Annotated in this window: 29 protein-coding genes; 11 read left to right on the plus strand and 18 right to left on the minus strand. The window is 42.0% G+C overall.

Annotated elements, in window-relative coordinates; genetic code table 11:
• The first annotated feature begins 367 nt into the window (after positions 1-367).
• The gene (locus tag EXT43_RS00330) at positions 368-901 is read left to right on the plus strand and encodes a gamma carbonic anhydrase family protein (protein ID WP_063529972.1); all 534 of its coding nucleotides are present in this window, start codon (positions 368-370) and stop codon (positions 899-901) included.
• Here the strand turns inward: EXT43_RS00330 and EXT43_RS00335 are convergent.
• Positions 898-1152 (minus strand): DUF1488 domain-containing protein, encoded by a 255-nt coding sequence (locus EXT43_RS00335; RefSeq protein ID WP_054563787.1) that lies wholly within the window; start codon positions 1150-1152, stop codon positions 898-900. The two genes, EXT43_RS00330 and EXT43_RS00335, sit on opposite strands and share 4 nt — an antisense overlap.
• A complete protein-coding gene (aroE, locus tag EXT43_RS00340; protein ID WP_063530508.1) occupies positions 1149-1973 on the minus strand; it encodes a shikimate dehydrogenase in 825 nt (274 codons plus the stop codon). The genes EXT43_RS00335 and aroE overlap by 4 nt, the downstream gene beginning before the upstream one ends.
• Positions 1974-2014: 41 nt before the next feature.
• On the opposite strand from aroE, the gene EXT43_RS00345 reads away from it, so the two are divergent.
• From EXT43_RS00345 to EXT43_RS00355, 3 genes are all read left to right on the plus strand, one after another.
• Positions 2015-2446 (plus strand): group II truncated hemoglobin, encoded by a 432-nt coding sequence (locus EXT43_RS00345; protein ID WP_054554758.1) that lies wholly within the window; start codon positions 2015-2017, stop codon positions 2444-2446.
• 81 nt (positions 2447-2527) lie between these two features.
• A complete protein-coding gene (locus tag EXT43_RS00350) occupies positions 2528-4123 on the plus strand; it encodes a methyl-accepting chemotaxis protein (RefSeq protein ID WP_063529457.1) in 1596 nt (531 codons plus the stop codon).
• A 66-nt stretch (positions 4124-4189) separates the two neighbouring features.
• A complete protein-coding gene (locus tag EXT43_RS00355) occupies positions 4190-4642 on the plus strand; it encodes a hypothetical protein (protein ID WP_130166132.1) in 453 nt (150 codons plus the stop codon).
• Here EXT43_RS00355 and hemF read toward each other — a convergent pair.
• From hemF to EXT43_RS00385, 6 genes are all read right to left on the minus strand, one after another.
• Positions 4639-5589, minus strand: a complete 951-nt coding sequence (hemF, locus tag EXT43_RS00360) for an oxygen-dependent coproporphyrinogen oxidase (protein WP_130166133.1) — start codon at positions 5587-5589, stop codon at positions 4639-4641. The genes EXT43_RS00355 and hemF overlap by 4 nt on opposite strands.
• A 2-nt stretch (positions 5590-5591) precedes the next feature.
• Positions 5592-6158 (minus strand): L-threonylcarbamoyladenylate synthase, encoded by a 567-nt coding sequence (locus EXT43_RS00365; protein WP_062564610.1) that lies wholly within the window; start codon positions 6156-6158, stop codon positions 5592-5594.
• 34 nt (positions 6159-6192) lie between these two features.
• Positions 6193-6762: a type I DNA topoisomerase gene (locus tag EXT43_RS00370; protein WP_130166134.1), complete on the minus strand. Its 570-nt coding sequence runs from the start codon at positions 6760-6762 to the stop codon at positions 6193-6195.
• Between the two features lie 71 nt (positions 6763-6833).
• On the minus strand, positions 6834-7307 hold the full coding sequence (locus EXT43_RS00375; RefSeq protein ID WP_054563780.1) for a DUF494 family protein: 474 nt from the start codon (positions 7305-7307) through the stop codon (positions 6834-6836).
• Positions 7300-8397: a DNA-processing protein DprA gene (dprA, locus tag EXT43_RS00380; RefSeq protein WP_130166135.1), complete on the minus strand. Its 1098-nt coding sequence runs from the start codon at positions 8395-8397 to the stop codon at positions 7300-7302. Before dprA ends, EXT43_RS00375 begins: the two co-directional genes overlap by 8 nt.
• A gap of 30 nt (positions 8398-8427) precedes the next feature.
• Positions 8428-9546 (minus strand): LysM peptidoglycan-binding domain-containing protein, encoded by a 1119-nt coding sequence (locus EXT43_RS00385; protein WP_054563778.1) that lies wholly within the window; start codon positions 9544-9546, stop codon positions 8428-8430.
• A gap of 118 nt (positions 9547-9664) precedes the next feature.
• Between EXT43_RS00385 and def the strand changes: the two genes are divergently transcribed.
• From def to trkA, 4 genes are read left to right on the plus strand one after another with little or no spacing between them, the layout of a single operon-like run.
• Entirely contained in the window at positions 9665-10174 is a 510-nt protein-coding gene (def, locus tag EXT43_RS00390; protein ID WP_054554770.1) for a peptide deformylase, read from the plus strand.
• Positions 10175-10194: 20 nt separating this feature from the next.
• Complete coding sequence (gene fmt, locus EXT43_RS00395; RefSeq protein ID WP_055199321.1) at positions 10195-11148, plus strand: methionyl-tRNA formyltransferase; 954 nt, start codon at positions 10195-10197, stop codon at positions 11146-11148.
• Positions 11141-12427 (plus strand): 16S rRNA (cytosine(967)-C(5))-methyltransferase RsmB, encoded by a 1287-nt coding sequence (rsmB, locus tag EXT43_RS00400; RefSeq protein ID WP_130166136.1) that lies wholly within the window; start codon positions 11141-11143, stop codon positions 12425-12427. Before fmt ends, rsmB begins: the two co-directional genes overlap by 8 nt.
• Positions 12428-12439: 12 nt before the next feature.
• Positions 12440-13816 carry a Trk system potassium transporter TrkA gene (trkA, locus tag EXT43_RS00405; RefSeq protein WP_054563775.1) on the plus strand — a complete coding sequence of 459 codons (1377 nt, stop codon included), beginning with the start codon at positions 12440-12442 and terminating at the stop codon, positions 13814-13816.
• An 82-nt stretch (positions 13817-13898) separates the two neighbouring features.
• On the opposite strand, the gene EXT43_RS00410 is transcribed toward trkA, so the two are convergent.
• The 9 genes from EXT43_RS00410 to EXT43_RS00450 form a co-directional block, all read right to left on the minus strand.
• Positions 13899-14117 carry an EF-hand domain-containing protein gene (locus tag EXT43_RS00410; protein ID WP_054563774.1) on the minus strand — a complete coding sequence of 73 codons (219 nt, stop codon included), beginning with the start codon at positions 14115-14117 and terminating at the stop codon, positions 13899-13901.
• 86 nt (positions 14118-14203) lie between these two features.
• Positions 14204-14419: a calmodulin gene (locus tag EXT43_RS00415; RefSeq protein ID WP_055022185.1), complete on the minus strand. Its 216-nt coding sequence runs from the start codon at positions 14417-14419 to the stop codon at positions 14204-14206.
• Positions 14420-14559: 140 nt separating this feature from the next.
• Entirely contained in the window at positions 14560-14772 is a 213-nt protein-coding gene (locus EXT43_RS00420) for a calmodulin (protein ID WP_054554776.1), read from the minus strand.
• A 67-nt stretch (positions 14773-14839) separates the two neighbouring features.
• Entirely contained in the window at positions 14840-15049 is a 210-nt protein-coding gene (locus EXT43_RS00425) for a calmodulin (protein ID WP_054563772.1), read from the minus strand.
• A 468-nt stretch (positions 15050-15517) separates the two neighbouring features.
• Complete coding sequence (locus EXT43_RS00430) at positions 15518-16174, minus strand: flagellar brake protein (protein WP_130166137.1); 657 nt, start codon at positions 16172-16174, stop codon at positions 15518-15520.
• A 38-nt stretch (positions 16175-16212) separates the two neighbouring features.
• Positions 16213-17664, minus strand: a complete 1452-nt coding sequence (locus EXT43_RS00435; RefSeq protein WP_054563770.1) for a TrkH family potassium uptake protein — start codon at positions 17662-17664, stop codon at positions 16213-16215.
• Positions 17665-17759: 95 nt separating this feature from the next.
• On the minus strand, positions 17760-18377 hold the full coding sequence (locus EXT43_RS00440) for a YigZ family protein (protein WP_062564605.1): 618 nt from the start codon (positions 18375-18377) through the stop codon (positions 17760-17762).
• A gap of 57 nt (positions 18378-18434) precedes the next feature.
• Positions 18435-19757, minus strand: a complete 1323-nt coding sequence (pepQ, locus tag EXT43_RS00445; RefSeq protein ID WP_130166138.1) for a Xaa-Pro dipeptidase — start codon at positions 19755-19757, stop codon at positions 18435-18437.
• Positions 19758-19850: 93 nt separating this feature from the next.
• The gene (locus tag EXT43_RS00450) at positions 19851-21737 is read right to left on the minus strand and encodes a transglycosylase SLT domain-containing protein (RefSeq protein ID WP_130166139.1); all 1887 of its coding nucleotides are present in this window, start codon (positions 21735-21737) and stop codon (positions 19851-19853) included.
• A gap of 195 nt (positions 21738-21932) precedes the next feature.
• Between EXT43_RS00450 and fadB the strand changes: the two genes are divergently transcribed.
• The 3 genes from fadB to tusA all read left to right on the plus strand — a co-directional run bounded on the left by fadB (position 21933) and on the right by tusA (position 25657).
• Positions 21933-24092 carry a fatty acid oxidation complex subunit alpha FadB gene (fadB, locus tag EXT43_RS00455; protein WP_054554783.1) on the plus strand — a complete coding sequence of 720 codons (2160 nt, stop codon included), beginning with the start codon at positions 21933-21935 and terminating at the stop codon, positions 24090-24092.
• Positions 24093-24097: 5 nt separating this feature from the next.
• Positions 24098-25264, plus strand: coding sequence for an acetyl-CoA C-acyltransferase FadA (gene fadA, locus EXT43_RS00460; RefSeq protein WP_054554784.1), 1167 nt, complete (start codon positions 24098-24100; stop codon positions 25262-25264).
• Between the two features lie 153 nt (positions 25265-25417).
• Positions 25418-25657, plus strand: a complete 240-nt coding sequence (tusA, locus tag EXT43_RS00465; RefSeq protein WP_054554785.1) for a sulfurtransferase TusA — start codon at positions 25418-25420, stop codon at positions 25655-25657.
• Positions 25658-25819: 162 nt separating this feature from the next.
• On the opposite strand, the gene EXT43_RS00470 is transcribed toward tusA, so the two are convergent.
• A complete protein-coding gene (locus tag EXT43_RS00470) occupies positions 25820-26269 on the minus strand; it encodes a hypothetical protein (protein ID WP_054563764.1) in 450 nt (149 codons plus the stop codon).
• Positions 26270-26329: the final 60 nt, after the last annotated feature.

Raw genomic sequence — 26329 nt, forward strand, 5'->3', positions numbered from 1 at the left:
TTGTTAAAGAACGTTGCGACGTTGTCGCTAGGGATGCGTATAATACATCCTTAATTTTTCGAGTCAACACTTAATTTCAAACTTTCTTTCGATTATTTGAAACTGAAGTTTCACTTAACTCTCTGCTACGTTGTTCAGCGTCTTTCGTTGCTGCCCGCCGTGTCAGTGGGGTCGCATTATAGGGAGATGGATTTTTTACGCAAGCACTTTTTTCAATAAAATTTAAAAAAACGTACTGTTCGCTCACCTTTTGAACTAAACACCCTAAAACTGGGTGTTTTGCAGTCAATTTAGGCCTGTTTTGGTGTATTTATTTGCTTCGCTGTTACACTAGACTGAGCGCATTTTAAAATTAAAAGGTGAATTTATGACTATCCGTTCTTATAAAGGGATCACTCCGACATACGATAATAGTGTTTATATTGATGAGTCATCGGTTTTAGTGGGTGATATTACGCTTGGTAAAGATTCAAGTGTATGGCCTCTTGTTGCTGCGCGAGGTGATGTTAACTATATACGTATTGGTGAACGTACGAACATTCAAGATGGCAGTGTTTTACATTTAACTCGTGCCTCTAAGTCAAACCCCGATGGCTACCCTCTTATTATTGGTGATGATGTCACTGTTGGTCATAAGGTTATGCTACACGGTTGCCAACTTGGTAATCGTATACTTGTTGGTATGGGCGCAATAGTAATGGATAACGCAGTTGTTGAAGATGATGTGATCATTGGTGGTGGTTCACTGGTACCACCTAACAAGCGTTTAGAGTCTGGTTACCTTTATGTAGGTAGCCCTGTTAAACAGGCTCGCCCTTTAACAGAGCAAGAGCGCGCCTTTTTAAAAATCTCTGCTGATAATTATGTTCAGCTTAAAGATGAATACTTAGCTGAGGGCTAAAACACTTCGGTTAATTCAATTTGTCCTGCCGAGTTATACTGCTCATCTTCGATCAGTTGCTCGGCGAGCTCTTCGTAATCGAAACGATAAGATTCAAAGTAATTAACCGCACTGCTTTGATCTGCAAAATCATACTTGCTGGTATCAATAACACACTCCACCATCAAACCACTTACTTGGGCAAAAAATACCAACTGCTTTTCTTCAGGCTTAAATTCGAGTCTGTCTATAAATTGGATAGCTTGATTCACGCAATTTCTCCTGCTTTAAGCGCGGTAACAACGGGAATAATTTCTGGCATTTTATTGCGCCATACAAAATAAGCTTGTGCTGCTTGACCAACTAGCATGCCACAACCATCGAGTGTTAAACATGTTGGGTTATTCGACTTAACCCAACTGATAAATGCGGTATCGTCATTGGCGTAAAACATATCGTAAGCGCACAGACACTTAGCAACATGGTCTTCAGCTATACCCGGCAGGTCTCCTGTTACACTACTTGAGGTTGAATTAATCACCACATCATAGTTGTTTGCTGGGATATCATTTAAAGCAAAGCCCTGCACATTTATTTCACCATTAAAATGACTCGCTAGCGCCTTTGCTTTTTCGGCGGTACGGTTGGCTATTGTTAAGCTTTCTATATGCTCATTCAATAATGGCTGAATGACACCTCGCGCTGCACCACCGGCGCCAATAAGAAGTACTCGCTGCCCTTTTAAGGTGACATTATTAGCTAAAAGATCTTTAACAAGTCCTACACCATCGGTGTTATCACCCAGTAGGCTGCCATCGTCAAGCTGTTTAATAGTGTTAACGGCTCCAGCAATTTTCGCTTGCTCTGTTAGTTCATCGACCATGGCAAACGCTTGCTCTTTAAACGGCAAAGTGACATTAGCCCCTTTACCACCAGCAGCGAAAAACTCAGCGACAGTTTTTTCAAATGCATCTGTTGGTGCTAAAATGGCGCTGTATTGTATTTGCTCGTTTAATGATGCAGCAAATTGTGCGTGTATTGCGGGTGATTTCGAATGTTTTATTGGATTTCCAAAAACCGCGTATTTGTCCATAGTGAAGCAACCTCTTCGCCCTGTAGAGCTTTATTAATATTATGATTAAACGACTTTTTTCTAAATCGAAACCAACGCCTGAAACACCTACCCCAGAAAAAACACCTTACGAAATTATTGGCGGTGAAGCAGGAGCTCGAGCAATTGCAAATCGATTTTACGACATAATGGCCACAGATGAATACGCCAAACCATTATATGATATGCATCCGCAGCCTTTAGATAGAATTCGCCAAGTCTTCTTTGAGTTTTTATCTGGCTGGCTGGGCGGTCCTGACCTATTCGTTGAAAAATATGGTCACCCAATGCTAAGAAAGCGTCACATGCCTTTCCCTATTGATCAAGACTTACGTGACCAATGGATGCACTGTATGAATAAAACGCTTGATATCGAGATTGATAACCCACTACTTCGCGAAGGGTTAAGACAGTCGTTATCGCAACTCGCCAGCCATATGATCAATCAAAACTAACTAAGCTTTGCGCTATATCAATGTACGCTTTTTCTAAATAAAGATAATAAATTTTCCTTAATTTAGAAAAAGCGTCGTCGAATGAAGTCTATCCAATTTAAAATTTATGCCTTGTTAGCACTAACAGGCGTATTGGTATTATTTGCCAGTATATTTAGTAGTGCCCAGCAACAACATGAATTAGCAAGAGATACCGTTGAAAGTAACATAAAACTGCTTGCCGATAATTACTTTGATTCTATTAATACCATGATGCTGACAGGCACTATGGCTAATCGCGAAATTCTAAGTACTAAATTAAGAAGTCATCCTAATATTGAAGACGCTCATATCATACGTAGTCCAATCGTTAATAAAATTTATGGGCCAGGAAATGCCAACCAAGTTGCGACTAACGATGCTGAGCGAAATGCACTAACAGGCACTGAAGCACTATTTATTGATAATCAAAAAAGTACGATGACTTATCTAAAGCCTATGTTTGCTCGCAGTGATTATAAAGGAACAAACTGCTTAGGCTGCCATCAAGCACAAGAAGGCGATGTGTTAGGTGTAGTAAAAATTAGTTATTCGCTGGCTGATATTGAGCAAGAAGTATCGCAAAACACCTTAATGAACACGCTACTATTAGCGGCTATTTTCATTTCGGCTTTCTCACTACTAGCAGTGATGTTTAGAAAAATTTTCATCAAACGCTTAAAAGTCATTAGCCATACCATGCACTTGGCAACCACCAATAAAGATTTAAGCCTCACGGTAGATGACAGTAATAATGACGAGCTTAGCTCTCTTGCCACCAGCTTTAATCACATGATTGGTGCGTTTAAAGATAATATTGCTCAAGTTTCTCATTCTTCTAAGGTATTGATCCACTCTGCCGAAAGCATTTATGCCTCAGCGGATGCAACCGAGCAAGCGATCTTAAAGCAAAAGCAAGGGACAGATTCGGTCGCTGCCGCCATCAATGAACTAGAAAGCTCATCAAGCGAAGTTAAAAACACCACCCATTTTGCATCTGAAAAGTCAGAGCACAGTAATCAACTTGCACAACAAAGCTTACATGTTGCTGAGCACACTGAGCAAAGTATTAATCAACTTGCGGCAGATGTTAGAGCAGCTGCCGAGCAAGTAAGTCAACTGCAAACCCAAACGTTAGACGTTGGTAAAGTACTCGAGGTGATCAGTAGCATTGCCGAACAAACAAACTTACTTGCACTTAATGCAGCCATTGAGGCGGCTCGTGCTGGTGAAGCTGGCCGAGGCTTTGCTGTGGTAGCCGATGAAGTACGTACTTTAGCGACCCGCACCCATGACTCAACCGACGAAATTCGCCGCACTATCGACAAGCTACAAAGTGAAGCAGCACAAACCGTTAATACCATGAATAACTCTTGCGAAGAAGCAGACGAAAGAGCAGTTCAAGTTAAGCAAGTAGCTAAAGCATTACGTGATATTTCTTCACAAATGAGTGAGATAAACCAACTTAACGTGCAAATTGCTGATGCTACTGAACAGCAAAACCTCGCGGCTGAAGAAATTAACCAAAGTGTTATTGCAATTAGTGACAATGCCGAGCACTCATTAGTCGATGCCCATGAAAACCAAAAAGTCAGTGAAGAGCTGTTGTCGTTAGCTCGTTCACTTGATGAGCAAGTAAGACGCTTTAAATTAAGCTAAATTGCGCGCTTTTCGTGCAACTGCTAGAGTTGTTATATGCATTTCATAGTAAATAAGGATGTTTAAATGAAATTTTTAACAACTCTTTTAGTCTGTATTGGGGTTATTGCGGCGTTACTATTTACCTATCAACACAGCGTGAATGAATCTGCTGATCAAATAAGCACTGTTAATGAATATATACATCGTGATGATATTCAACAGATTGCTCAATCTCTTCTCAGCCAAGATAAAACCTCACAAAGCGATAAGTATGAACAAAGTATTGTTGGTGGTTTTGATAAGCTTATTCAGCACCCTGAATATTTTGAGGTGAAACTTGATTTCTATGCCTGTGATATCAGTCAATGCTTAACACAGGTTAGCGCACCTATTGATACAACACCTGATAAGCTAAAAATATTAAAAGCAGAAGTGCTATTTAGTGTCTTGGCAGAGCTGCCAAGCAGTGACAGTGTTGCCACCCTCGTAGAGGGTGACAACACAATGTTGGTTCGAGTGGTTTCAATACTTGATTAAAGCTGCCATTGACGTGCAACTAAATCAGGTTCTTTGCTATTTAACCAATCTTGCGGGCGTAAATAGTACTGATATAGCTTAGCTTCTGGACTATCTGCAGCAGGTACATAGTTATATTCCCAACGAGCTAATGGTGGCATCGACATCAAAATTGATTCAGTACGTCCACCTGTTTGTAAGCCAAATAATGTGCCGCGGTCCCAAACAAGATTAAACTCAACATAACGACCACGACGATACAGTTGGAAATCGCGTTGCTGATCGGTTGTTGGCGTGTCTTTGCGGCGCTCAATTATAGGAAGGTAAGCATCTAAAAAACCATTTCCTACCGCCTGCATAAAGGCAAAGCTTTGTTCAAAGCCAAGCTCATTTAAATCATCAAAGAATAAGCCACCAACACCACGTGTTTCACTGCGGTGTTTTAGATAAAAGTAATCATCACACCAGTTTTTATATTTATCGTAAACCTCTGCACCGAATGGCTGACATAAATCGCTAGCCACCTGATGCCAATGTTGTACATCTTCAAAAACAGGGTAATAAGGGGTTAAATCAAAACCACCACCAAACCACCAAATTGGCTCTTCGCCTTCTTTTTCGGCAATAAAGAAACGGACATTGGCATGGCTAGTTGGAATATGTGGATTATTAGGGTGGATCACTAATGACACACCACATGCATGAAAACTACGACCAGCGAGCTCTGGACGATGTGCTGTTGCTGATGCTGGCATTGAAGCACCAAACACATGCGAGTAGTTTACCCCACCCTGTTCAATGACATTACCACCTTGGATAACACGCGTACGGCCACCGCCGCCTTCTGCACGTTGCCAATTATCTTCAACAAACTTTGCTTTGCCGTCAGCATTTTCAAGGCCCTGACAAATTGTATCTTGTAAGGCCATTAAATAGGTTTTAACTTGTTCGAGTAGCTCGCTTTGCATGTTTATCCTCTAAATACTTTACCGGTCGCTGCGTCTTTAATCACACTTGGTTGGCTGTTGCCACCTAACGGCTCATCAACATAAAAATCTACTGTGTCTGCAAATTCGCTTTTCGCTTGTGCGATAGTCATTACCGTTTCTTGACCGGTTAAGTTTGCACTTGTTGACACCAACGGCTTACCAAATTGCTGACACAGGGCTTTTACCGTTGGATGATCAGTAACACGTACCGCAATAGTATCAAACTGGCCTGTTAGCCACTTTGGCGTTTCTTTTGCTGCAGGCATCACCCAAGTGATAGCACCTGGCCATTGTGAAAAGATATCAGCACGTTTATCCATCGGGATTTTGGCATCATCTACATACTTTAATAACTGGCCATAATTGTCAGCAATTAAAATTAAGCCTTTTTCTACAGGGCGTTGTTTGATGGCTAAAAGCTTTTCAACCGCAGCTTGGTTATCAGGATCGCAACCAAGACCAAAAACAGCTTCGGTTGGGTAAACAATTACACCGCCTTGCTGCAAAGCGTCAATTGCATTGGCTGGTTGTGCAACAGGATCAGACAAAGAAACTCTCCTAAATAAACAAATTACAAGTGCATTAAGATTCGACTAACTTATGCATACACGACTTCTGCGGGCATTGTAACACAACACCTGAAGCTGTTTTCTTTTCGGTCATAATTGGCCACTGGCAGGCCGGGCACTCGGTCGCCACAGGTTTGTGATTAAGGGTATATTTACAGCGCGGATAGCCATCACAAGAATAAAAGGTTTTGCCAAACTTATTACTACGCGCAACCAGCAGGCCTTTTTTGCATTTAGGACAAGCAGGTAATTGAGGAGCATCGTCAGGCTCTTCATCATGAGCAATATAGTGGCACTCAGGATAGCCAGTACACCCAATAAACATACCGTAGCGGCCATTTTTAATTACTAATGGCTTACCACACTCTGGGCAGGCACTGTCTTCGAGTACTTTTATTTGTTGGCTATCGTGATGAGCTAATGGGCGGATAAAGTCACACTTTGGGTAACTGGCACAGCCTAAGAACGGCCCTGACTTTGAGTTGCGCATAACCAATTCAGAACCGCATTTAGGGCAAACCTCATACTCTTTTTCGAGTGCATGTTTATCTGCAGAAAAAAGAGAATGGTCGATTTTACTCATAAGATTCCTGTGGGGTTGGCTAATTTTCGCCTAATATACCCAAACTCAACAAAGATACAAGCAAAGTCGAATTAATGTAATACATCGGCTGGCTCGTCAAATATTAAGTCTTCCATTTGTGCGTAAGCTTGCTCTGACCCTGGTACATTAAATAACACCATTAGCACCACCCACTTTAGGTCTTCCAAAGAAATAAATGGTTTATCTAGAGCACAAAGTCTATCTATCACCATTTCGCGAGTTACGGTGTTAATTACACCTATTTGCTCGATAAACATTAAAAAGCCGCGACACTCAACACTTAACATTTGGCATTCACTATCAGTGTAAATACGCATAGCATGTTGTGGTTGGGCATTAAGGTACGGGTAGATATCGCTTTGTTGTAAGTCAGCAAGTTGCTCTAGCCAATCAAGGGCTTTGTAGATTTCAGGTTTATTGAAGCCAGCACGAACCAACTCATCGGTAAGTTCGTTCTCTTCAGTAAAGATTTCAGCTTCACTATGGATATAGTTTTCAAAAAGATACATGAGGATGTCAAACATGTTTATGTCCTCCTAGTCTTATATAACCATCTAGTACTCGTTCGATTTTATCTGCGAGCTCTAGGTCGAGTAACCGAGCTTGTACTTCGTCTACAGGTAATTGGCTGCGCTGTGTTATTTGATCAACACTTGTTACCTCATACCCTATACTTTTGAACACTGGGCAGTCGGGTTCATCTGCAATAGGCTGTTCTATACTATATAGACTGTTTTCACAGAAAAAGCTCACTTCATCAAGAATATCAGTAATATTTTCTGTCAATTTAGCGCCTTGCTTAATTAAAAAATGGCTTGCCTCTGATAGTGGGCTTTTTATCGAACCCGGCACGGCAAACACCTCTTTATTTTGCTCAAGCGCATAGCGCACTGTCACCAATGAGCCACTTTTAATTTGCGCTTCGACAATCAATACACCTAATGACAACCCAGAGATAATGCGGTTTCGGCGCGGAAAATTAGCGGCATTAGCTGCCGTTCCCGGTAAGAACTCAGAAACCAACAAGCCCCGCTCAGCAACCTGTTTAATGAGTAAGCGATGGCGTTTTGGATAAGCAATATCGATACCCGTACCAAGTACGGCAATGGTGTTTCCTGACCCTGCTAATGCGCCTTTATGGGCTGCACCATCAATTCCCATAGCCATACCTGACGTCACCGTCATGCCAACAGCAGATAATTGATGGGCAAACTCAGCAGCGACTTCAAGCCCTGTCGGTGTGGCATTACGACTACCGACAATTGCTATTTGCGGTGACAGTAATAGTTCTGTGTTACCTAAACAAAATAATAAGATAGGTGCATTGGCTATTTGCTTGAGTAAGGGCGGATAGCTGCTATCAAAATAGCTTATGACTTTGATTTTAAGTCTTGCTATTAACTCTTGGTAGTGGGCTACTAACTGCCAGTCAGTATTAACTAAGTTATCGGCTTGGCTTTGTGATAAACCCAGCTGCTGAAGCTCTAAACTAGATAGCTTAAATAGCTCATCCAGTGGCTGTCTTTGACTTAATGCAATAAGGCTTTTTATTCCAAGCCCTTTACATAAATAAAAGGCAAGCCAATGGGATAGCTTGCCTGAAACCTGTGCCATGCTCCCTCCTTAGAGCGCCCAAATTGTGAGTTAGTTTATAACTGCATAATCTCCAACTCGGATCGGGTGCTGATTCTTCACAATCAATGCGTAGCTAACGTTGTCATATACCTTAAACACCATTAACTCACCGACTTTTTCCTTTGGCATGTGCCATACATTGCTGTCTTCATCGCTTTCAATCCCTAACACATCATTTGCATCAGTCATGAATTTCTCAAGACTGTTAGAATCTTCGCGGTAACGCGGACCATTGCGGCCGTCATACACTTCAGGTGATTGACGCTGAATATCAAGTACAAAACCTGGTTTCACTTGGTCTGAACCTAAGTTTAGTACAACAATGTCCATGGTACTAAATTCACGCATTTCATTAGCTGCGGCGATAATAGTGCCATCTAAAGTAGCTTCAGGGCGTTTCATAGTGAAATAGGCTGGCAACATTTGCCCTTCCATCGCCGGCATTAAAAAGTCATGCGGCTTAATTTCTTGTTTTACCAGTTCAACTTTAACTGAGGCAGGTACGCCGTTTTCTACGTCACCGCTTCTAAATGCGCGAACAATCGCCACTAATTCCGCTTTATTCGCTAGTACTTCATTGGTATTTGGATCAACAAGATCATTGCCTTTACGGTATACGCCATAAGCTTCGTTAAGTGTTAAGTCACCTTTAACGTAAAGCGTATGGCCCATAGTATTCATTTTGGTATTAACACTGGCACCCAAAATATATGGTTTTTGTGCAATAACATCGGCGCTAATCGCTTGCTCATAACTCAAATATGGGCGCAGCAACTCCAAAGGCAACGTCGGCACTGCTTGCTTGCCTTTTGGTGTAATTCGCCCTTCTGGAGAGAGTTTTTTATAACGCGCATTTTTAACTAAACGAGGATTTCCGTCTTTATCGTAAATTAAAGTGAGCGCATCACCCGGGTATATTAAATGCGGATTCGCAATTTGCGGGTTCATTTGCCATAAATCAGGCCATTGCCAAGGTTCATCAAGATACACGCCCGAGATATCCCAAAGCGTATCGCCTTTTTTGACAACATATTGTTTTGGTGCATCTTTTTTAATTGTTAAAACATCAGCAGCTACCGGAAAAGCACAGCTAATGGCTAACAAAGCCGCAACTAGTGGGTATCTCATTTGGCTTCCTTGAGTTGTTTTTAGATTATTATCGACCAAAACCTGTTAAAGGTGAACACGAATGGCTAAAATAAGAGCATACAATACCCTAAATGAATCACAAGTGTAAAAGGTAACTATGGCTAGGTTAGAAGTTTTGAGATTTCCGGATGAGCGTTTACGTACAATCGCGAAAGAAGTACCAGAAGTAAACGATGAAGTTCGTCAAATCGTAAAAGACATGCTTGAAACTATGTATGACGAAAACGGTATCGGCTTAGCAGCGACGCAAGTAGATATCCACCAGCGAATTGTGGTGATCGACGTATCTGAAGAGCGCGACCAACCGTTAGTGTTAATCAACCCAGAAATCACCAAAAAAGATGGTTCAACGGTGAGTGAAGAAGGCTGTTTATCTGTTCCTTACTCATACGCAAAAGTTGACCGCGCAGAAACAGTTACTGTTAAAGCGCTTAATGAAAACGGTGAAGAGTTTAGCCTTGACGCTGACGAGCTATTAGCGATTTGTATTCAGCATGAGCTAGATCACCTTAAAGGCACCCTATTTATTGATTATCTATCGCCTTTAAAGCGCCAACGTATCCGTAAAAAGCTTGAGAAAGAAGCTAAGCTGGCTGCTAAATCATAAGTTAATCAATAGGAATATCTGTGACACAACCATTACGCATTATTTTTGCTGGTACGCCGGATTTCGCTGCGCGCCATTTACAAGCACTGATTGACTCAGAGCACGAAGTTGTTGGTGTATATAGCCAACCGGATCGACCAGCGGGCCGAGGTAAAAAGCTAAAAGCCAGTGAAGTTAAAGAACTGGCACTTGCTCATGATTTACCTGTATTTCAACCGCAATCACTAAAATCAGATGAAGCACTTGCAGAGCTTACCAGCCTGAACGCCGATATTATGATTGTGGTGGCGTACGGCTTACTGTTACCAAAAGCGATTTTAGATGCACCGCGCTTAGGCTGCTTAAACGTGCATGGCTCTATTTTACCGCGCTGGCGTGGTGCTGCACCGATCCAACGTGCTATTTGGGCTGGTGACAATGAAACCGGTGTAACAATAATGCAAATGGATGAAGGCTTAGATACCGGCGATATGCTGCATATCAGCCGTTGCCCGATTGATAGCACAGAAACCAGTAGCTCTTTATACGATAAATTAGCTGCACTTGGTCCTGATGCACTGATCAGTACAATCAATCGTCTTGCTGCAGGTGAAATCACCCCAGAAAAGCAAGATGACGCACAAGCAAATTACGCCAAGAAGCTATCAAAAGACGAAGCCAATATTGATTGGTCAATGGATGCTGCGCAAATTGAGCGTAATATCCGTGCCTTTAATCCATGGCCTGTTTGCTTTACTGAAATGGCAGGACAAACGGTAAAAATTTGGCAAGCCGAAGTTGTATCGCAAACTGCACAAGCCGGTAAAATCATTGCTGCTGATAAGCAAGGTATTACCGTTGGCTGTGGGCAAGATGCACTTAAAATCACCCTTCTTCAACCACAAGGTAAAAAACCAATGGCTGTTACTGACTTTTTAAATGGTCGCAGTGATTGGGTTGAACCTGGCTCAGTATTAGGTCAAAGCAATGAGTAATGTAAGAGCACTTGCTGCTGAAACCCTCTATAACGTGGTCGATAAAGGTGCGTCGCTAAATCAAGAACTACCTTTTGCAAGCCAAGGATTATCGCCGAAAGATAAAGCCCTACTACAACAAATTTGCTACGGTGTGCTGCGCTATTTACCTAGCCTAGAAAATTATTGTCAGCAACTTTTAGATCAACCACTTAAAGGTAAGCGCCGTATTTTTCAGTTCTTGTTGTATGTGGGTATTTACCAACTTCAACACATGCGTGTACCGCCTCATGCAGCAATCAGCGAAACGGTTAATGCGCTTCAGCAAATGCGCGCACTGGGTTTAAAAGGTCTGATTAACGCTATTTTACGCAGTTTCCAACGTGAACAAGCTGAGCTTGAAGAAAAAGCAAAGCAAATTCCTGTTTGCAAATTTAACCACCCAGGTTGGTTTATCAAACATGTAACCGCAGCTTACCCTGATAACTGGCAAGAAATTCTTGAAGAGAATCAGCTGCAAGCACCTATGTGGTTACGTGTAAACCAAGCGCAATATAGCACCCAAGAATACAGCGAAATGCTTAAAGCAAATGATATTGAGCATACCCTTAATGCTGATTTTCCTGATGGTATTAAACTAGCTAAACCGTGTGATGTGTACGCACTGCCAGAATTTGATACCGGTGCCTGCTCAGTTCAAGATGCTGCGGCACAATTAGCAGCACGCTTTTTAGATCCACAAAATGATGATGTCATTTTAGATGCGTGTGCAGCGCCAGGTGGTAAAACGTGTCATATCCTAGAGCTTGCTGATGCCGACGTATTAGCACTTGATAGCGACAGCGAGCGCCTAGAACGCGTTAAACAAAACTTAGTGCGTATTGGTTTAGCTGCTGATCTACAATGTGCCGATGCTTCACAACCTCACATCTGGTGGGATGAGCAGCAATTTGACCGTATTTTGCTTGATGTGCCTTGTTCAGCAACTGGCGTGATCCGTCGTCACCCTGATATTAAATGGTTACGTCGTGCATCTGATATTGAAGATCTGGCTAATTTACAAGGCGATATCTTAAATAGCATCTGGCCTCTACTTAAGCCTGGTGGTACGTTAGTTTATGCGACCTGCTCTGTATTACCGCAAGAGAACCAACAACAAGTTGCTAAGTTCCTTGCCAATAATCCAAGTGCTGAACACATACCTTTGCATGAAAACGACACCCCTACTTTACCTGGCCTGCAATTATTGCCTGGTGAAAGTGACGGTTTCTATTATGCAAAGCTAGTTAAAAAACACTAATAAGAACAAGCTATGAAAATAATCATACTCGGTGCCGGACAAGTTGGTGGCACACTGGCAGAAAACCTCGTAGGTGAGCAAAATGAGATCACCGTTGTCGATATCGACGGTAACCGTTTGCGTGAGCTACAAGATAAGTACGACTTACAAGGTGTTACTGGCCACAGTGCGCATCCCGATGTATTGCGTCGCGCAGGCGCAGAAGACGCCGATATGATTATTGCCGTAACCAGTTCAGATGAAGTGAACATGGTTGCTTGCCAGGTTGCTTATAGTATTTTTAACACGCCAACCAAAATTGCCCGTATTCGCTCAGAGCAATACTTAAAGTACCGTGAAAAGCTATTTCATAACGACGACTTACCTGTTGACCACTACATTGCTCCAGAAGCGCTGGTAACTAAGTATATTCGTCGCTTAATCGACTATCCGGGTGCTTTACAGGTATTACAATTTGCCGATGGCATGTTATCGCTAGTTGCAGTGAAAGCCTATTACGGTGGTTTGCTGGTGGGTTATGCACTTTCAGCCTTGAAAGAGCACATCCCGAATGTCGAAACCCGGGTAGCGGCTATTTATCGTCAAGGTAAAGCGATTAAACCACTTGGCACAACGGTTATCGAAGCGGACGATGAAGTGTTCTTTATCGCTGCAACAAAGCATATTCGAGCAGTCATGAATGAGCTGCAAAAACTCGAACGTTCATACAAAAAGATCATGATTGCTGGTGGTGGTAATATCGGTGCGGGCCTTGCGCGTTCACTTGAGAAAAACCACAGTGTGAAGCTGCTTGAGCGCAATAAAGAGCGCGCAGCACAGCTCTCTGAAATGCTTGATAACACCGTGGTATTTTGTGGCGATGCTTCTGATCAAGAACTGTTATCTGAAGAACATATTGAACAAGTGGATGTGTTCATCGCAGTGACTAACGACGATGAAGCAAACATTATGTCTGCGATGCTGGCAAAGCGTATGGGCGCACAAAAAACCATGGTGCTTATTCAGCGTGGCGCTTATGTTGACCTAGTACAAGGCGGTGAAATTGATATTGCTATTTCACCTCAGCAAGCCACTATCTCGGCGCTGTTAACACACGTTCGCCGTGGTGACATTGTTAATGTTTATTCGTTACGTAAGGGCGCAGCAGAAGCCATTGAGGCTGTCGCTCATGGTGATGAGCATACTTCTAAAGTTGTTGGCCGAGCAATTGCTGATATCAAACTACCTGCTGGAACAACCATTGGTGCAATTGTGCGTAACGATGATGTACTGATTGCCCATGACGATACGGTTATTCAGTCGGGCGACCATGTAATCATGTTCTTGATTGATAAAAAGCACATTACAGTTGTTGAAAAGCTGTTCCAAGTAAGTGCTATCTTCTTGTAAAAAAGCTTATAAACGAAAAAAGCAGCCATGACAGCTGCTTTACGACTCTTGAAGTGAAAGTACCTAACTTTTCTAAAAGATTCTATTGAATTTGAGCGAACTCTTCTTTTGAAAGTTCGCCATTACCATCACTATCTAGCTCTGGAAATAACTTTTCAAGCTGCATATTTGCAGACGCTTCCTCTTTGCTGATCACACCATCACCGTCAGTATCGAATGTTGAAAAGCTTACGCCTTGTGCAAAGGCTGCTGATGACGTTGCTAGTGCTAAAATTGCGATTGTTGTGCTTAACTGTTTCATAATAACTACCTTAAATTTGAAAAGAGTGAAATCCGTTTCTGAGATCCCTGTTTAGTGGAAATTGGTATAACTACGTATTAATTCAGTTATTCGGCTTCAGAGAACTCAGCTTCTGTAAGAACGCCGTCGCCATTCACGTCTAATGTTTTAAACTGCGACATAATTTTTGCGTCAACGGCTGCTTCACTTTTGCTAACCACGCCGTTACCGTCTACGTCTAAGGTGTCAAAATCAGTTGCTGCAAAAGCTGCTGAAGAAGATGCAAGTGCGATTAAAGCTAATGTTTTGTTTACTGTTTTCATAATCATATTCCTTCAATTTTAAGAGTGTTAGCTGATCACACTTCCAGTGTTGTCCTTTGTCACGGATTCCCTTATCCATTTAGGCTGTCTTTGGCAGCTCAGAACTAATCAGCTAAATAAACTGGTTTTGCTTAATCACATTAAGCTTTTGAAAATTCTTGTTTCGATAACTCACCGTTACCGTCAGTGTCTAATTCACTGAATTTGCTCATTAGCTCTGCATCTACCGATGCTTCGCTTTGGCTGATAACACCATTGCCATCAACATCTAGAGTATCGAAATCACTCATCGCAAACGCTGCAGATGAAGATACAAGTGCCATAAGTGCTAGTGTTTTATTTACTGTGTTCATAATGTCATTCCTTCAAAATGTGTTGTCTTGAGTTAGAAGTCCTTTTCAGCGTGTCCTTACAATGAAATTAAGCTTTTGAGTACTCTTGTTTAGACAGCTCACCGTTGCCGTCTGTATCAAGCTCTTTAAATTGGCTCATTAACGTTTCGCTTACTGATGCTTCGCTTTTGCTGATAGCGCCATCGCCATTAACATCCAGTGTGTCAAAGTCAGCGGCAAACGCTGCTGATGAAGTTGCAAGAGCTACAAGTGCTAAAGTTTTGTGTAACGTTTTCATAATCACTATTCCTTCAATGTTGTCTCAACTGTGATAAAGGATATGTTCCTGAATCAGTTTTTCTCTGTGTTCGCTAAGACTATTTCAACTTCGATGCCAAAGTTAAAAAGAACAATAAAATCAGTGTATTAAATTAAAATATCGAGAATTAGGGGGAAATAATGCGATTTATTTGTTGCTGTTTTGCAACAAGCTCGGTGGTTGGTTTTACGCTTCTTTTAAAATCAATAAGTTACAAAGATTAAAATGGAGACAATAGCGATTAACTCGGATTAGAAAACAGAAAAATTAGAAATTTGAAAATAAACTCTATCTGAACAACAAAACTTAAAGAAAAAAATCGAAATTAATTTAATTAATAAAACACTGATTTAATTGGTTATTTAAATTTATTTATAAATTAATTTTAATATTTATAGGGTTAAATCGGGGAAAATAGCCATTTTGTTGCAAAATGGCGAATTGCTATTAGTTATCCAACACTGAAAGGTCAATTAAGTGCTCTTTCATAAACGCTTTCATTTCATCTTCACTCGTATCAAGCTGTACACCGAACATAAAACCGCCTGCTCTTTTGCGCACGCTACATACTGTGCCATTAAACTCACGTTTACTAAGTGTGATTTGGCAGCTTTGCCCTTTAAAAGCGCTTAAGTCCTCCTTGCTATTAAGATCAAACTGCACGCCTGTTAGTGAAATATCTTTGATAAGCCCAGCCAATTTTTGCTCTGCAATGATTAAGTTTGCAGGGAATAACGTAGGTATACGCGCTTCACTACGTAAGCTATAAAGTTGTACTTGCTTAGGAAACTCGAGAAAAATTAAGCGATGTGGATGCGATGCCAAGGCGTTTATTTGCTGACGAAAAGCAATCACTTGCCCACCACCCGCTTCGAGTACAGCGCGAATAACAACCATCACTCCATCTTTGATGAAATCACTGCTATTAGCTAAACGCTTTGCTGATGGATAGTTAAGAATGATGTACTGATCATTCATCAGTCCAATAAATTCTGTTTTTACGCGTTTACTGTCGGTTGGTGTAGTAATTTCAACATCCACCAAGCTACCTGCAGGGATACAGGTTAGCTTTTCAAGATTACGTTGTTTTTGAGTTTTTGGCACAGTAATGCCTCCACTTCTAGATAATCACCTTACTATGGTTAGCCTCGCCAGAAGGTTGGCGTAAACAACACTAACAGGGTGAATATTTCTAAACGACCAAATACCATCGCAATAGTAAGTAGCCATTTTGCCGTATCAGAAATCGCTCCGTAATGAGCAGCGACTTCACCTAAACCTGGGCCTAAGTTATTTAAGCAAGCAGCTGTTGCTGAGAATGCACTGATGTTATCCATGCCAGTGCCCATCAGCGCCAACATAATAATGACGAACACTAACGCATACGCAGAGAAGAAGCCCCAAACCGCTTCAACAACTTTATCTGGGAGTGCTTTTCGGCCTAATTTAATTGAATAAATAGCCCTTGGATGCACAAGACGATTAAGTTCACGAATACCTTGTAAGTAAAGTAAGAACACCCGCACGACCTTCATACCACCACCGGTAGAGCCGGCACAGCCGCCAATAAAACTTGAGAAAATAAGTAAAATAGGTAAGAACAGTGGCCATGCTGAGAAGTTGTCTGTCGCAAAGCCCGCGGTAGTACTCATTGATACCGCTTGGAACATAGCTTGATCGAGAGTCTCATCACCATCGGCATAAATATTATTTGATGACAGCACAGTAAAGCAGACAATGACCAATGCTAATTGAATCAATAAGAACACTTTGAATTCAGGGTCGCGTAAATAAACGCGAATATTGCGCGAAGCTACCGCCGCATAGTGCAGCGAGAAGTTAATGGCTGCGATCAGCAAAAACACGACGCAAATAAAGTTAATTAATGGGCTATCAAACTGCCCCATTGATGCGTCGTAAGTAGAGAAGCCACCAATCGCAATCGTAGAGAACGCATGACAGATTGCATCAAACCAATCCATTCCTGCAGCCCAATAAGCAAGCGTACAGGCTATCGTCAGCGATACATAGATATACCAAAGATGCTTTGCGGTATCGGCAATACGCGGTGTCATTTTTGAGTCTTTAACCGGACCAGGTGTTTCTGCACGGTATAGCTGCATACCACCGACCCCTAGCATAGGCAGTACCGCGACTGCGAGTACGATGATCCCCATACCACCTAGCCATTGCAGTTGCTGGCGATAAAAGAGGACTGATTTAGGTAAATATTCTATGCCCGTAAGTACGGTAGCCCCTGTTGTTGTCAGCCCAGAAAAGGCCTCAAATACGGAGTCAGCTAAGGAAAGATTAGGCTCTTGTAAGAACACTAAAGGCACCGCAGCGAAGGTACCTAGTACCAACCAGAACAAGACTACAATCAAGAAGCCTTCACGGGCTTTAAGATCACCATGCTCATGACGGTTTGGATAATAAGCTGCTAAACCAATTACAACACTAAAAATGAAAGCGAGAACGAATGGCACACCACCACCGTCTTTGTAGATCAAAGACACCAGTGCCGGAGGCACCATAGTGATACTAAATAGCGCCACCAGCTGGCCGAGAATTTTTATTATGGTACGAAATTGCATCTAGGCGTATCGCTTTCTTATTAAATGTTTAGCTAATACAGTTTATTGTCTTACAGCCTTAATTGTAAGTAAACGGAATGTATTATTTTTACATTTCAAACTTTTCTGACTTTTAGGCTAACTTCGCCATGAGTCAATTCATGGATATCATCAATCGCTTGCTCTGCCTGACGGCTATCGATTTCAATTTGCCATGTGATGTTCTCTGCAAATTGTTTTTCGATATTAAGCACCTGATACTGATTTTTTAATAACTGCTCAATTGCACCTTGTACGCTGTAATCACTTTGACCAACTAGTTCAACACTCGGTACCTTGGTAATGGTTTTAAGCTCTCGCATGGCATTATTTAAACTACCGCCGTAAGCGCGAACTAGCCCACCTGTACCAAGCTTGATGCCCCCGAAATAACGGGTTACCACCGCTGTAATTTCACCAATACCAGAGCCTGTTAATACATTAAGCATTGGCTTACCTGCTGTGCCATTGGGCTCACCATCATCAGAAAAGCCATACACATGACTACCACCGGGATTACCCGCAACATGTGCCCAGCAATTATGACGAGCATCACTGTATTTATCTTGAATCTCTTTGATAAAGGCTTTTGCTGCCGCAAGATCTGGGGTGTGGGCAATATGCACAATAAAGGTGCTTTTCTTGATTTCTTCTTGGTAAAAAACCGGCTCAGCCGGATATTGGTATTCAGACATAATTGCTTATCTAAAAAAATGGGGCCTATTGGCCCCAATATTCACTAACCTTTATCGTTAATCTAAGTGTAGATCACGAGTCATGTTTTCTAGGCTATCTTCATGAACGATAATATTATCTTCAATACGGATACCGCCAAATGGCTTAAACTCTTCAACTTTTTCCCAGTTAATAAACTGTTTGTTGTCAGTTTGCGCAAGGTCACCTAATAACGAGTCGATAAAGTATAAACCAGGTTCAATAGTAAATACTTGGTTCTTTTCGATTAAGCGAGTGCAACGTAGGAACGGATGACCTTCAGGTGGTGCTTGGTGCGCACCTGTATCATCAGCCATAAAGCCACCCATATCGTGAACTTGTAAACCAAGATGATGACCAAGACCATGCGGGAAGAACGTCGACGTAATACCACGCTCAACAATTTCAGCGGCTGGTAACTTCACAATATTAAAGTCGCTTAGTACTTGCGCTACACGCTGGTGACAATCTAAATGCAATTCACCGTATAACAAGCCAGGCTTTAATGCTTTACCTAAAGCGATTTGATGCTCAGTCATTACTTTAATTAAGTCGCTAAACTCACCTGACTTTTTAAAGTCATAAGTACGTGTGATATCAGCAGCATAACCATTAAAGTTTGCACCTGCGTCAATAAGGAAAGAGTTATGCGTTTGCGGCGCTTTAGGCTCAAAATGCGTGTAATGTAAAATTGCACAATTCTCATTTAGTGCAACGATATTGCCGTAAGGCATCTCGTTTTCACTCTGGCGGGTAGCCATGAGGTAAGCTTGCTGAATATCAAACTCTGAACCACCAGCAAAAAACGTATCGCGTGCAGCTTTGTGGCCATCTACCGCGATACGGTTAGCTTGGCGTAAACACTCAAGCTCATACTGCGTTTTATAAGCACGATGAAAATGAAGGTAGTTCATAACTGGCTCTGGGTTCATAATACTAAAGCCCAGCGCTTGCGCTACTTCTAGGTATTCACCGATATAGGCAAACTTTTCTTTATCGTAAGGCAGTAGCTTTTCTACCTGATCTGGCTGTACTAATAATTCAATATCAAAATACTCAGCCCAAAAATCACGTGGTTCGTCAGGCACTTTATGCCAAAAGTCGACAGGACGATAAAAAATCAGTTTCGGCTTAGATGCACCATCAACCACAATCCAACAATGTGGGTTGTCGATCACTGGTAACCAAGCTTTAAATTGCGGATTCACCTTAAACGGATAATACATGTCATCTAAAAACTGACGTTTAGCCTGACCTGAGTGAATTACTAATCCTTCTAAACCTTCACGCTCTGTAATTGTTCGAGTGCGTTGTTGCAAGGTTGCAATATGTTCGGCGTATAACACCGCTAATTTATCCATAGTAAACCCATCTTTAGTAAATTTAACTTGTTGGCAGTCTATCATAGCCAGCACTATCCCCCAACTGAGGGAGGATAGTGTGACAAATCGAGTTTAACCACCCATCGACATATCAAGAATTGGCGCTAGAACATTGCCATCGCGTCCTAATCGAGTGTGATAAACCTGTCTGTAAGCAAATACATTCTTAACGTAGTTTCGTGTTTCTGTATAAGGAATTAACTCAATCCACAGCTCAGCTGGCATAGCTTGCTCTGGGATCCAGCGTTTAATACGATGATAACCCGCATTATAAGAAGCCGTTGCCAAGATTTCGTTGCCATGATTTTTCTTTTTCAAATACTGCAAATACTCACTACCTAGGCGAATATTAGTACGAGGCTGGTATAACTGTTTTCGTGATACAGAGCTTTTATTCATATACTTAGCAGTGCTTGGCAACAACTGCATTAAACCATGGGCATTGGCATGAGAACGCGCATCGGGCGCAAAAGAACTTTCACGGCGTGAAATTGCAATGCTCCAAGCAACATCAATATGGCTGCGACTGCTATATGTTGCAAATACATCTTTGAACGCAAATGGGAAACGTAAGTCGACATAGTCCCACTCTTTTAACTGCGCCAAGGTGTAGATAGTACTGTCGTACCAATCAAGTTCAGCAGCAAGCAATGACGCAGCAAGCTTTTCTTCTTTGGTTGATGTACCCGTTAAATAATTCCACTCACGACGCGCAGATGTAAAGCGCTCAAGCTCATATAAAGCACGAGCTCGCTTAAAGCCTGGAGCATTCGCCACTTCAAGCTTTAGCTTATTACTAATATTTATCTCTTTATTATTTAAGCTAACCGGAATACCTAAGCGTGCAGATGCTAAAAAGCCGTAATAATCACGCTCTTTAGCCACTGTTTGCCAGATTTCACGAGCACGCTCGACTTCACCACGTTGGTTTAAGCTATATGCCAACCAATATTGTTGACCTAGGCTCAGGTTTTCTTTGCCTGTAAAAAACGCCACAATACCAGACCAATCTTGTCTCTCTAACATATTGCCAAGTTGCCATTGCATTAACTTTCTAGTTTGACGGTCTTTAGGCACTTTATTTAACCAAAAGCGCGCTTGTTGGTGGCCACTTGAAGCAAGCGACAAGGCAAAACTGTAGTAAACATCCGCTTTTTGCTCGTCTGTGTAATCGAACATGGTTTCGAGCTTTTCCCAGGCACGCAGTGCAAGGTCTTTATCTCGCCATACTAGGCGCTTAACTCCATAAATCGCAATCTGCCCTTCTTTAGCAGATTTTTTCTTGTAGCGATAAAGGCCCGCTGAAGCACTCGGATCTTTGCGTACCTTTAAATATAAATCAGCTAAATATTGGTCAGCACGAGGCAGTAATGTTTTTAAGTATGGAATTAAACTTGATGAGCCCCCTTCGGCAGCCAAGCTAATGCGCTGCCAAACCCGCTCTTCGGTCTGGTAACCTTTTTTCTTCCAAAGAGAGAACAACTGATCGCACTCTTTTGGTTGTGATTTTCCTACCACCCATAAATCAGTCACTTGATTCATGATGGCTTTTTCAGGCGCACCTAAGTCCAATTGAAAACTTAAATAAGGACAGGTCAATTCGTTATTGCTTGTTTCGCGATAGTTACGAATATAAGCCGCTTTTTTGTTGTACTTTTTTAAGTAATTAAGCCATGCCTTACGTACAGGCCACTCTAGTGGCGTGTTTTGGTAAACATTGAGGTAGTTTTCGATTTCTGTCTGGTGTTTAAGGCTCGGATTACGTTGCCAATAAGCCTTTTCGACATAAGGCTTCAAAGGGTGATCAAGCCCACTTGCCGCCTCTTTCATGTCTTGATAATCACCGTAACGCGCCTTTTTTTCTGCTTTTAAAAAAGCGTCATGTTTATCGTTGGCTTCAGCTGCAAAAAAAGGAAAAAGTAATGCGGCAGCTGTCCAACCAAGGAGTTGTTTTTTCATGATGACCTTTAACAAAAATTAAAGAATTAATAACAAAAAACTTCTCCTACACCTTAGCACCAAACCAGCTATATTTTAACCAATCGCGATAAAGCGCAGTAAATTTTTCGTTGCATTTTCATTTTAAAGCAAGCACACTGATTGAAATGCAAACTCATCGTACCAGTCTTAGTTAATAAACTAGGGAGAATAATAATGTTATATAAAAGCGATTCATTTGAAGTTGCTTTCATCAAGGACAACATCGCCGAGTTTAAGTTCTGTGCAGACGGCTCAGTAAATAAACTTTCGCAGCAAACCTTGCAAGATTGCGCTTTAGCATTAAAAGAATTGGCAACAAACTCAGATATCAAAGGCATGGTGTTCACCAGCGATAAAGATCATTTCATTATCGGTGCCGACATTTTCGAATTTTTACCTACCTTCACTAAACCTCAAGAAGAACTTGTTGCATGGATCAAAAATGCAACTGACGTTTTTGATGCAATTGAAGATTTACCTTTCCCAACGCTAAGTGCTGTAAACGGCATGGCGCTTGGCGGTGGATGTGAGTGGGCACTTGCTACCGATTACCGCGTTGCTAGCTCTAACGCTAAAATTGGCCTACCTGAAGTTAAACTAGGCATCATGCCTGGTTTTGGTGGTACAGTTCGCCTTCCACGCCTTATTGGCGCTGATAATGCGATGACATGGATCACTACAGGTAAAGAAAACCGCGCTGCTGATGCCTTAAAAGTAGGTGCTTTTGACGCAGTAGTTAGTGCTGACAAACTTTTAGAGTCAAGTATAGCAACACTTGAGCAAGCAATTGCTGGCAAGCTAGATTGGCAAGCAAAACGACAAGTAAAATTACAGCCACTGAAAATGAACCGTGTTGAGCAAGGTATGAGCTTTGCGATGGCTGAAGGCATGGTAATGGGTCAGACAAAAGGTCACTACCCAGCACCTGTTATGGCTGTAAAAACAATCAAAGCTGCAGCAAACTGTGAACGCGCTGAAGCAATGGCGATTGAAAACGCTAACTTTGCTAAATTAGCAGCAACAAGCGAAGCTGCTGCACAAACAGGTATTTTCTTAGCTGACCAATACATTAAAGGTAAAGCGAAGAAGCAAGCTAAACACAGTGAACTTGAGATCAAACAAGCAGCTGTATTAGGCGCAGGTATTATGGGCGGCGGTATTGCATATCAGTCTGCTTATAAAGGTACACCTATTATCATGAAAGACATCAACCAAGATGCACTTGATTTAGGTATGGGTGAAGCATCTAAGCTACTTGGCAAAAAAGTACAACGTGGCCATATGGCGATGGATAAGATGGTTGCTACCTTAGGCAAGATCAAACCAACACTAAACGATGCGGACCTACAAAGCGCAGACATCGTTGTTGAAGCTGTGGTTGAAAACCCTAAAGTGAAGCAAGCTGTTCTTGCGGGCCTTGAAAAAGACTTACCAGCGGGCACTATCCTAACTTCAAATACCTCAACAATTCGTATTGACGAGTTAGCATCGGCACTTGAAAAACCAGAAAACTTCTGTGGTATGCACTTCTTTAACCCAGTGCCAAAAATGCCATTAGTAGAAATCATTCGTGGTGAAAAAACATCAGAAGCTACTATTAATGCGGTTGTTGATTACGCATTAAAACTTGGTAAATCACCAATCGTTGTAAACGACTGTCCTGGTTTCTTTGTAAACCGCGTACTATTCCCTTACTTTGCAGGTTTCAGCAAACTTGTTGTTGAAGGTGCTGACTTCACTAAAGTTGATAAAGTGATGGAAAATGTATTTGGTTGGCCTATGGGTCCTGCATATCTTCTTGATGTTGTAGGTATCGATACAGCTTACCACTGTACAGGTGTAATGGCTGACGGTTTCCCTGAGCGTATGGCTCGCCAAGATAAAGACCCTGTTACTGTATTTGCAAACGAAAAACGCTTTGGTCAGAAAAATGGTGCTGGTTTCTACCAATACGCGCCAGACCGTCGTGGTCGCCTGAAAAAAGCAAAAGATGCAACAGCAACAGAGTTACTAAGTGCTATCACTGATGCACCTAAAGATTTCGACAAACAAGAAATCATTGACCGTTGTATGATCCCTATGATCAACGAAGTACTACTTTGTTTACAAGAAGGTATCGTAGCGTCTCCACAAGAAGCTGACATGGCGCTAATTTACGGCATTGGTTTCCCTCCATTTAGAGGCGGTGCATTCCGTTACTTAGATCAAACTGGTTTAGCGAACTTTGTTGCGACAGCAGACAAGTACGCTCATTTAGGTGCGATTTACCAAGTATCAGATGAAACTCGCAAGTGGGCCGAAGAAGGCCGTGTATTCTATAAGGTGGAAGGATAAGAAACATGAATAATCCAGTAATCGTAGATTGTATCCGCACACCAATGGGTCGTTCAAAGAACGGCGTATTCAAAAATAAGCGTGCGGAAGATTTAAGTGCTCACTTAATGAAAGGTTTGTTAGACCGTAACCCAGCCGTTGATCCAGCATCAATTGATGATATTTACTGGGGCTGTGTACAACAAACTTTAGAGCAAGGTTTTAACATTGCTCGTAACGCAGCCCTACTAGCCGGTATCCCTCACTCAGTACCAGCTGTCACAGTTAACCGTTTATGTGGTTCATCAATGCAAGCATTACACGATGCAGCACGCGCTATTATGACTGGCGCTGGTGATACCTACATCATTGGTGGTGTTGAGCACATGGGTCACGTACCTATGACTCACGGTAATGATTTTCACCCAGGTTTATCAACGTCTGTAGCACAAGCTGCTGGCGTAATGGGTTTAACTGCCGAATACCTTGCTACGCTGCACGGCATTAGCCGCGAGCAACAAGACGAATTTGCTTACCGTTCACACCAACGTGCACACGCAGCAACTGTTGAAGGTCGTTTCCGTCGTGAAATCCTGCCAATGGAAGGTCACGATGCAGATGGTTCTTTAATCTTAGTTGAAGACGATGAAGTAATCCGTCCAGAGACAACTGTTGAAGGCCTATCGCAACTACGCCCTGTATTCAATCCAGCATCAGGTAGCGTAACGGCAGGTACTTCTTCTGCACTATCTGACGGCGCGTCAGCAATGCTTGTAATGAGCGAAGAGAAAGCAAAAGAACTTGGTTTACCAATTCGTGCGCGTATTAAATCAATGGCTGTTGCAGGTTGCGATCCATCAATCATGGGTTACGGCCCTGTTCCTGCATCGCAAAAAGCACTTCAACAAGCAGGTATCACTATTGACGATATCGATGTTGCAGAGCTTAACGAAGCATTCGCAGCACAATCTCTACCAGTGTTAAAAGACCTAGGTCTGATGGATGTGGTAGATGAAAAAGTTAACCTAAATGGTGGTGCAATTGCACTTGGTCACCCACTTGGTTGTTCTGGTTCACGTATTAGCACAACGCTTGTTCACCTAATGGAAGACAAGAACGCTAAATACGGTCTAGCAACTATGTGTATTGGTTTAGGCCAAGGTATTGCAACTGTATTTGAGCGCGTAGAATAACGAGCTCACACCAAACATCTTGGTGATAAAAAGGCGCACTGAATTGCTCAGTGCGCCTTTTTTATTTGCTTTGCTTTCACTTATTGAAACTGGCGGCAATAGAAAGTTAAAATAGCCGCTTAATAATCGTCTCTTTCACCTAAAAGGTCAGCCATGAGTTTTGATAATCCCGATCACCAATTAGATGCACTTGGCCTACGTTGTCCAGAACCTGTTATGATGGTGCGTGGCGCAGTACGAAAAATGAAAGATGGCGAAACATTACTGATCATCGCCGATGACCCATCAACCACCCGCGATATCCCAAGCTTTTGTACTTTTATGGATCACACACTTGTGGCAAAAGATGTAGAACAAGCACCGTACCGATACTTGGTGAAGAAAGGGTTATAACAACGAGTTTCGAGTTTCGAGTTTCGAGTTTCGAGTTTCGAGTTTCGAGTTTCGAGTTTCGAGTTTCGAGTTTCGAGTTAATCAATTAAAATTAAAAGTGAGCATTTATCAATATTAAACGCTCACTCGATCGGCTTAAAACTGACAGCTGAAAGCTTAAAGCTATTTCTTTGTTACTGTCACTTTTGGTTGATTACTATTGCGGTAATCAAAGCTCACTACATACACACCTTTTGCAGCGGGTTTAAAGCTGAAATAATTGTAGATGGTATTACAGTCGGCATTGGCGGCTTGGCCTAGCACTAATGATTGCCCTGCTGGGTCCATATCACTGTAACCACAGTTATAGCCTTCGCTAAAATCAGCATCCGCTACTTTGAATTCATAAACCTTACCTGGTGTTGAAAACTTAACGTCGGTTTGAAATATGCCCGGTGCAACTTGCTCTAATTGATACTGCGGCTCGGCATCCCACAAGGTAAAATCACCACGTAAGTACATAGTACGGTCAAGCTCTTTGCTTGGCAGAATATCGTCGATGCTTGGCATTTGCATTTGGCTAGAACAGGCAGTTAATAAGCCTGCTAATGCTAAAGTAATTACACGTTTCATTACTGTTCCTTTTGCTACAAAAAAGCCAGCACAGAGCTGGCTTTTATTAATTGGCTACTG

It is taken from the genome of Pseudoalteromonas sp. CO109Y (genome assembly GCF_004208935.1).
Taxonomy (GTDB): domain Bacteria; phylum Pseudomonadota; class Gammaproteobacteria; order Enterobacterales; family Alteromonadaceae; genus Pseudoalteromonas; species Pseudoalteromonas shioyasakiensis.

What these genes read in the sequence shown, in the direction of transcription:
- EXT43_RS00330 (WP_063529972.1), top strand. Translation starts at nt 368, where the DNA reads ATGACTATCCGTTCTTATAAAGGGATCACTCCGACATACGATAATAGT.
- aroE (WP_063530508.1), bottom strand. Translation starts at nt 1,973, where the DNA reads ATGGACAAATACGCGGTTTTTGGAAATCCAATAAAACATTCGAAATCA.
- EXT43_RS00345 (WP_054554758.1), top strand. Translation starts at nt 2,015, where the DNA reads ATGATTAAACGACTTTTTTCTAAATCGAAACCAACGCCTGAAACACCT.
- EXT43_RS00350 (WP_063529457.1), top strand. Translation starts at nt 2,528, where the DNA reads ATGAAGTCTATCCAATTTAAAATTTATGCCTTGTTAGCACTAACAGGC.
- EXT43_RS00355 (WP_130166132.1), top strand. Translation starts at nt 4,190, where the DNA reads ATGAAATTTTTAACAACTCTTTTAGTCTGTATTGGGGTTATTGCGGCG.
- hemF (WP_130166133.1), bottom strand. Translation starts at nt 5,589, where the DNA reads ATGCAAAGCGAGCTACTCGAACAAGTTAAAACCTATTTAATGGCCTTA.
- EXT43_RS00370 (WP_130166134.1), bottom strand. Translation starts at nt 6,762, where the DNA reads ATGAGTAAAATCGACCATTCTCTTTTTTCTGCAGATAAACATGCACTC.
- EXT43_RS00375 (WP_054563780.1), bottom strand. Translation starts at nt 7,307, where the DNA reads ATGTTTGACATCCTCATGTATCTTTTTGAAAACTATATCCATAGTGAA.
- dprA (WP_130166135.1), bottom strand. Translation starts at nt 8,397, where the DNA reads ATGGCACAGGTTTCAGGCAAGCTATCCCATTGGCTTGCCTTTTATTTA.
- EXT43_RS00385 (WP_054563778.1), bottom strand. Translation starts at nt 9,546, where the DNA reads ATGAGATACCCACTAGTTGCGGCTTTGTTAGCCATTAGCTGTGCTTTT.
- def (WP_054554770.1), top strand. Translation starts at nt 9,665, where the DNA reads ATGGCTAGGTTAGAAGTTTTGAGATTTCCGGATGAGCGTTTACGTACA.
- rsmB (WP_130166136.1), top strand. Translation starts at nt 11,141, where the DNA reads ATGAGTAATGTAAGAGCACTTGCTGCTGAAACCCTCTATAACGTGGTC.
- trkA (WP_054563775.1), top strand. Translation starts at nt 12,440, where the DNA reads ATGAAAATAATCATACTCGGTGCCGGACAAGTTGGTGGCACACTGGCA.
- EXT43_RS00410 (WP_054563774.1), bottom strand. Translation starts at nt 14,117, where the DNA reads ATGAAACAGTTAAGCACAACAATCGCAATTTTAGCACTAGCAACGTCA.
- EXT43_RS00415 (WP_055022185.1), bottom strand. Translation starts at nt 14,419, where the DNA reads ATGAAAACAGTAAACAAAACATTAGCTTTAATCGCACTTGCATCTTCT.
- EXT43_RS00420 (WP_054554776.1), bottom strand. Translation starts at nt 14,772, where the DNA reads ATGAACACAGTAAATAAAACACTAGCACTTATGGCACTTGTATCTTCA.
- EXT43_RS00425 (WP_054563772.1), bottom strand. Translation starts at nt 15,049, where the DNA reads ATGAAAACGTTACACAAAACTTTAGCACTTGTAGCTCTTGCAACTTCA.
- EXT43_RS00435 (WP_054563770.1), bottom strand. Translation starts at nt 17,664, where the DNA reads ATGCAATTTCGTACCATAATAAAAATTCTCGGCCAGCTGGTGGCGCTA.
- EXT43_RS00440 (WP_062564605.1), bottom strand. Translation starts at nt 18,377, where the DNA reads ATGTCTGAATACCAATATCCGGCTGAGCCGGTTTTTTACCAAGAAGAA.
- pepQ (WP_130166138.1), bottom strand. Translation starts at nt 19,757, where the DNA reads ATGGATAAATTAGCGGTGTTATACGCCGAACATATTGCAACCTTGCAA.
- EXT43_RS00450 (WP_130166139.1), bottom strand. Translation starts at nt 21,737, where the DNA reads ATGAAAAAACAACTCCTTGGTTGGACAGCTGCCGCATTACTTTTTCCT.
- fadB (WP_054554783.1), top strand. Translation starts at nt 21,933, where the DNA reads ATGTTATATAAAAGCGATTCATTTGAAGTTGCTTTCATCAAGGACAAC.
- fadA (WP_054554784.1), top strand. Translation starts at nt 24,098, where the DNA reads ATGAATAATCCAGTAATCGTAGATTGTATCCGCACACCAATGGGTCGT.
- tusA (WP_054554785.1), top strand. Translation starts at nt 25,418, where the DNA reads ATGAGTTTTGATAATCCCGATCACCAATTAGATGCACTTGGCCTACGT.
- EXT43_RS00470 (WP_054563764.1), bottom strand. Translation starts at nt 26,269, where the DNA reads ATGAAACGTGTAATTACTTTAGCATTAGCAGGCTTATTAACTGCCTGT.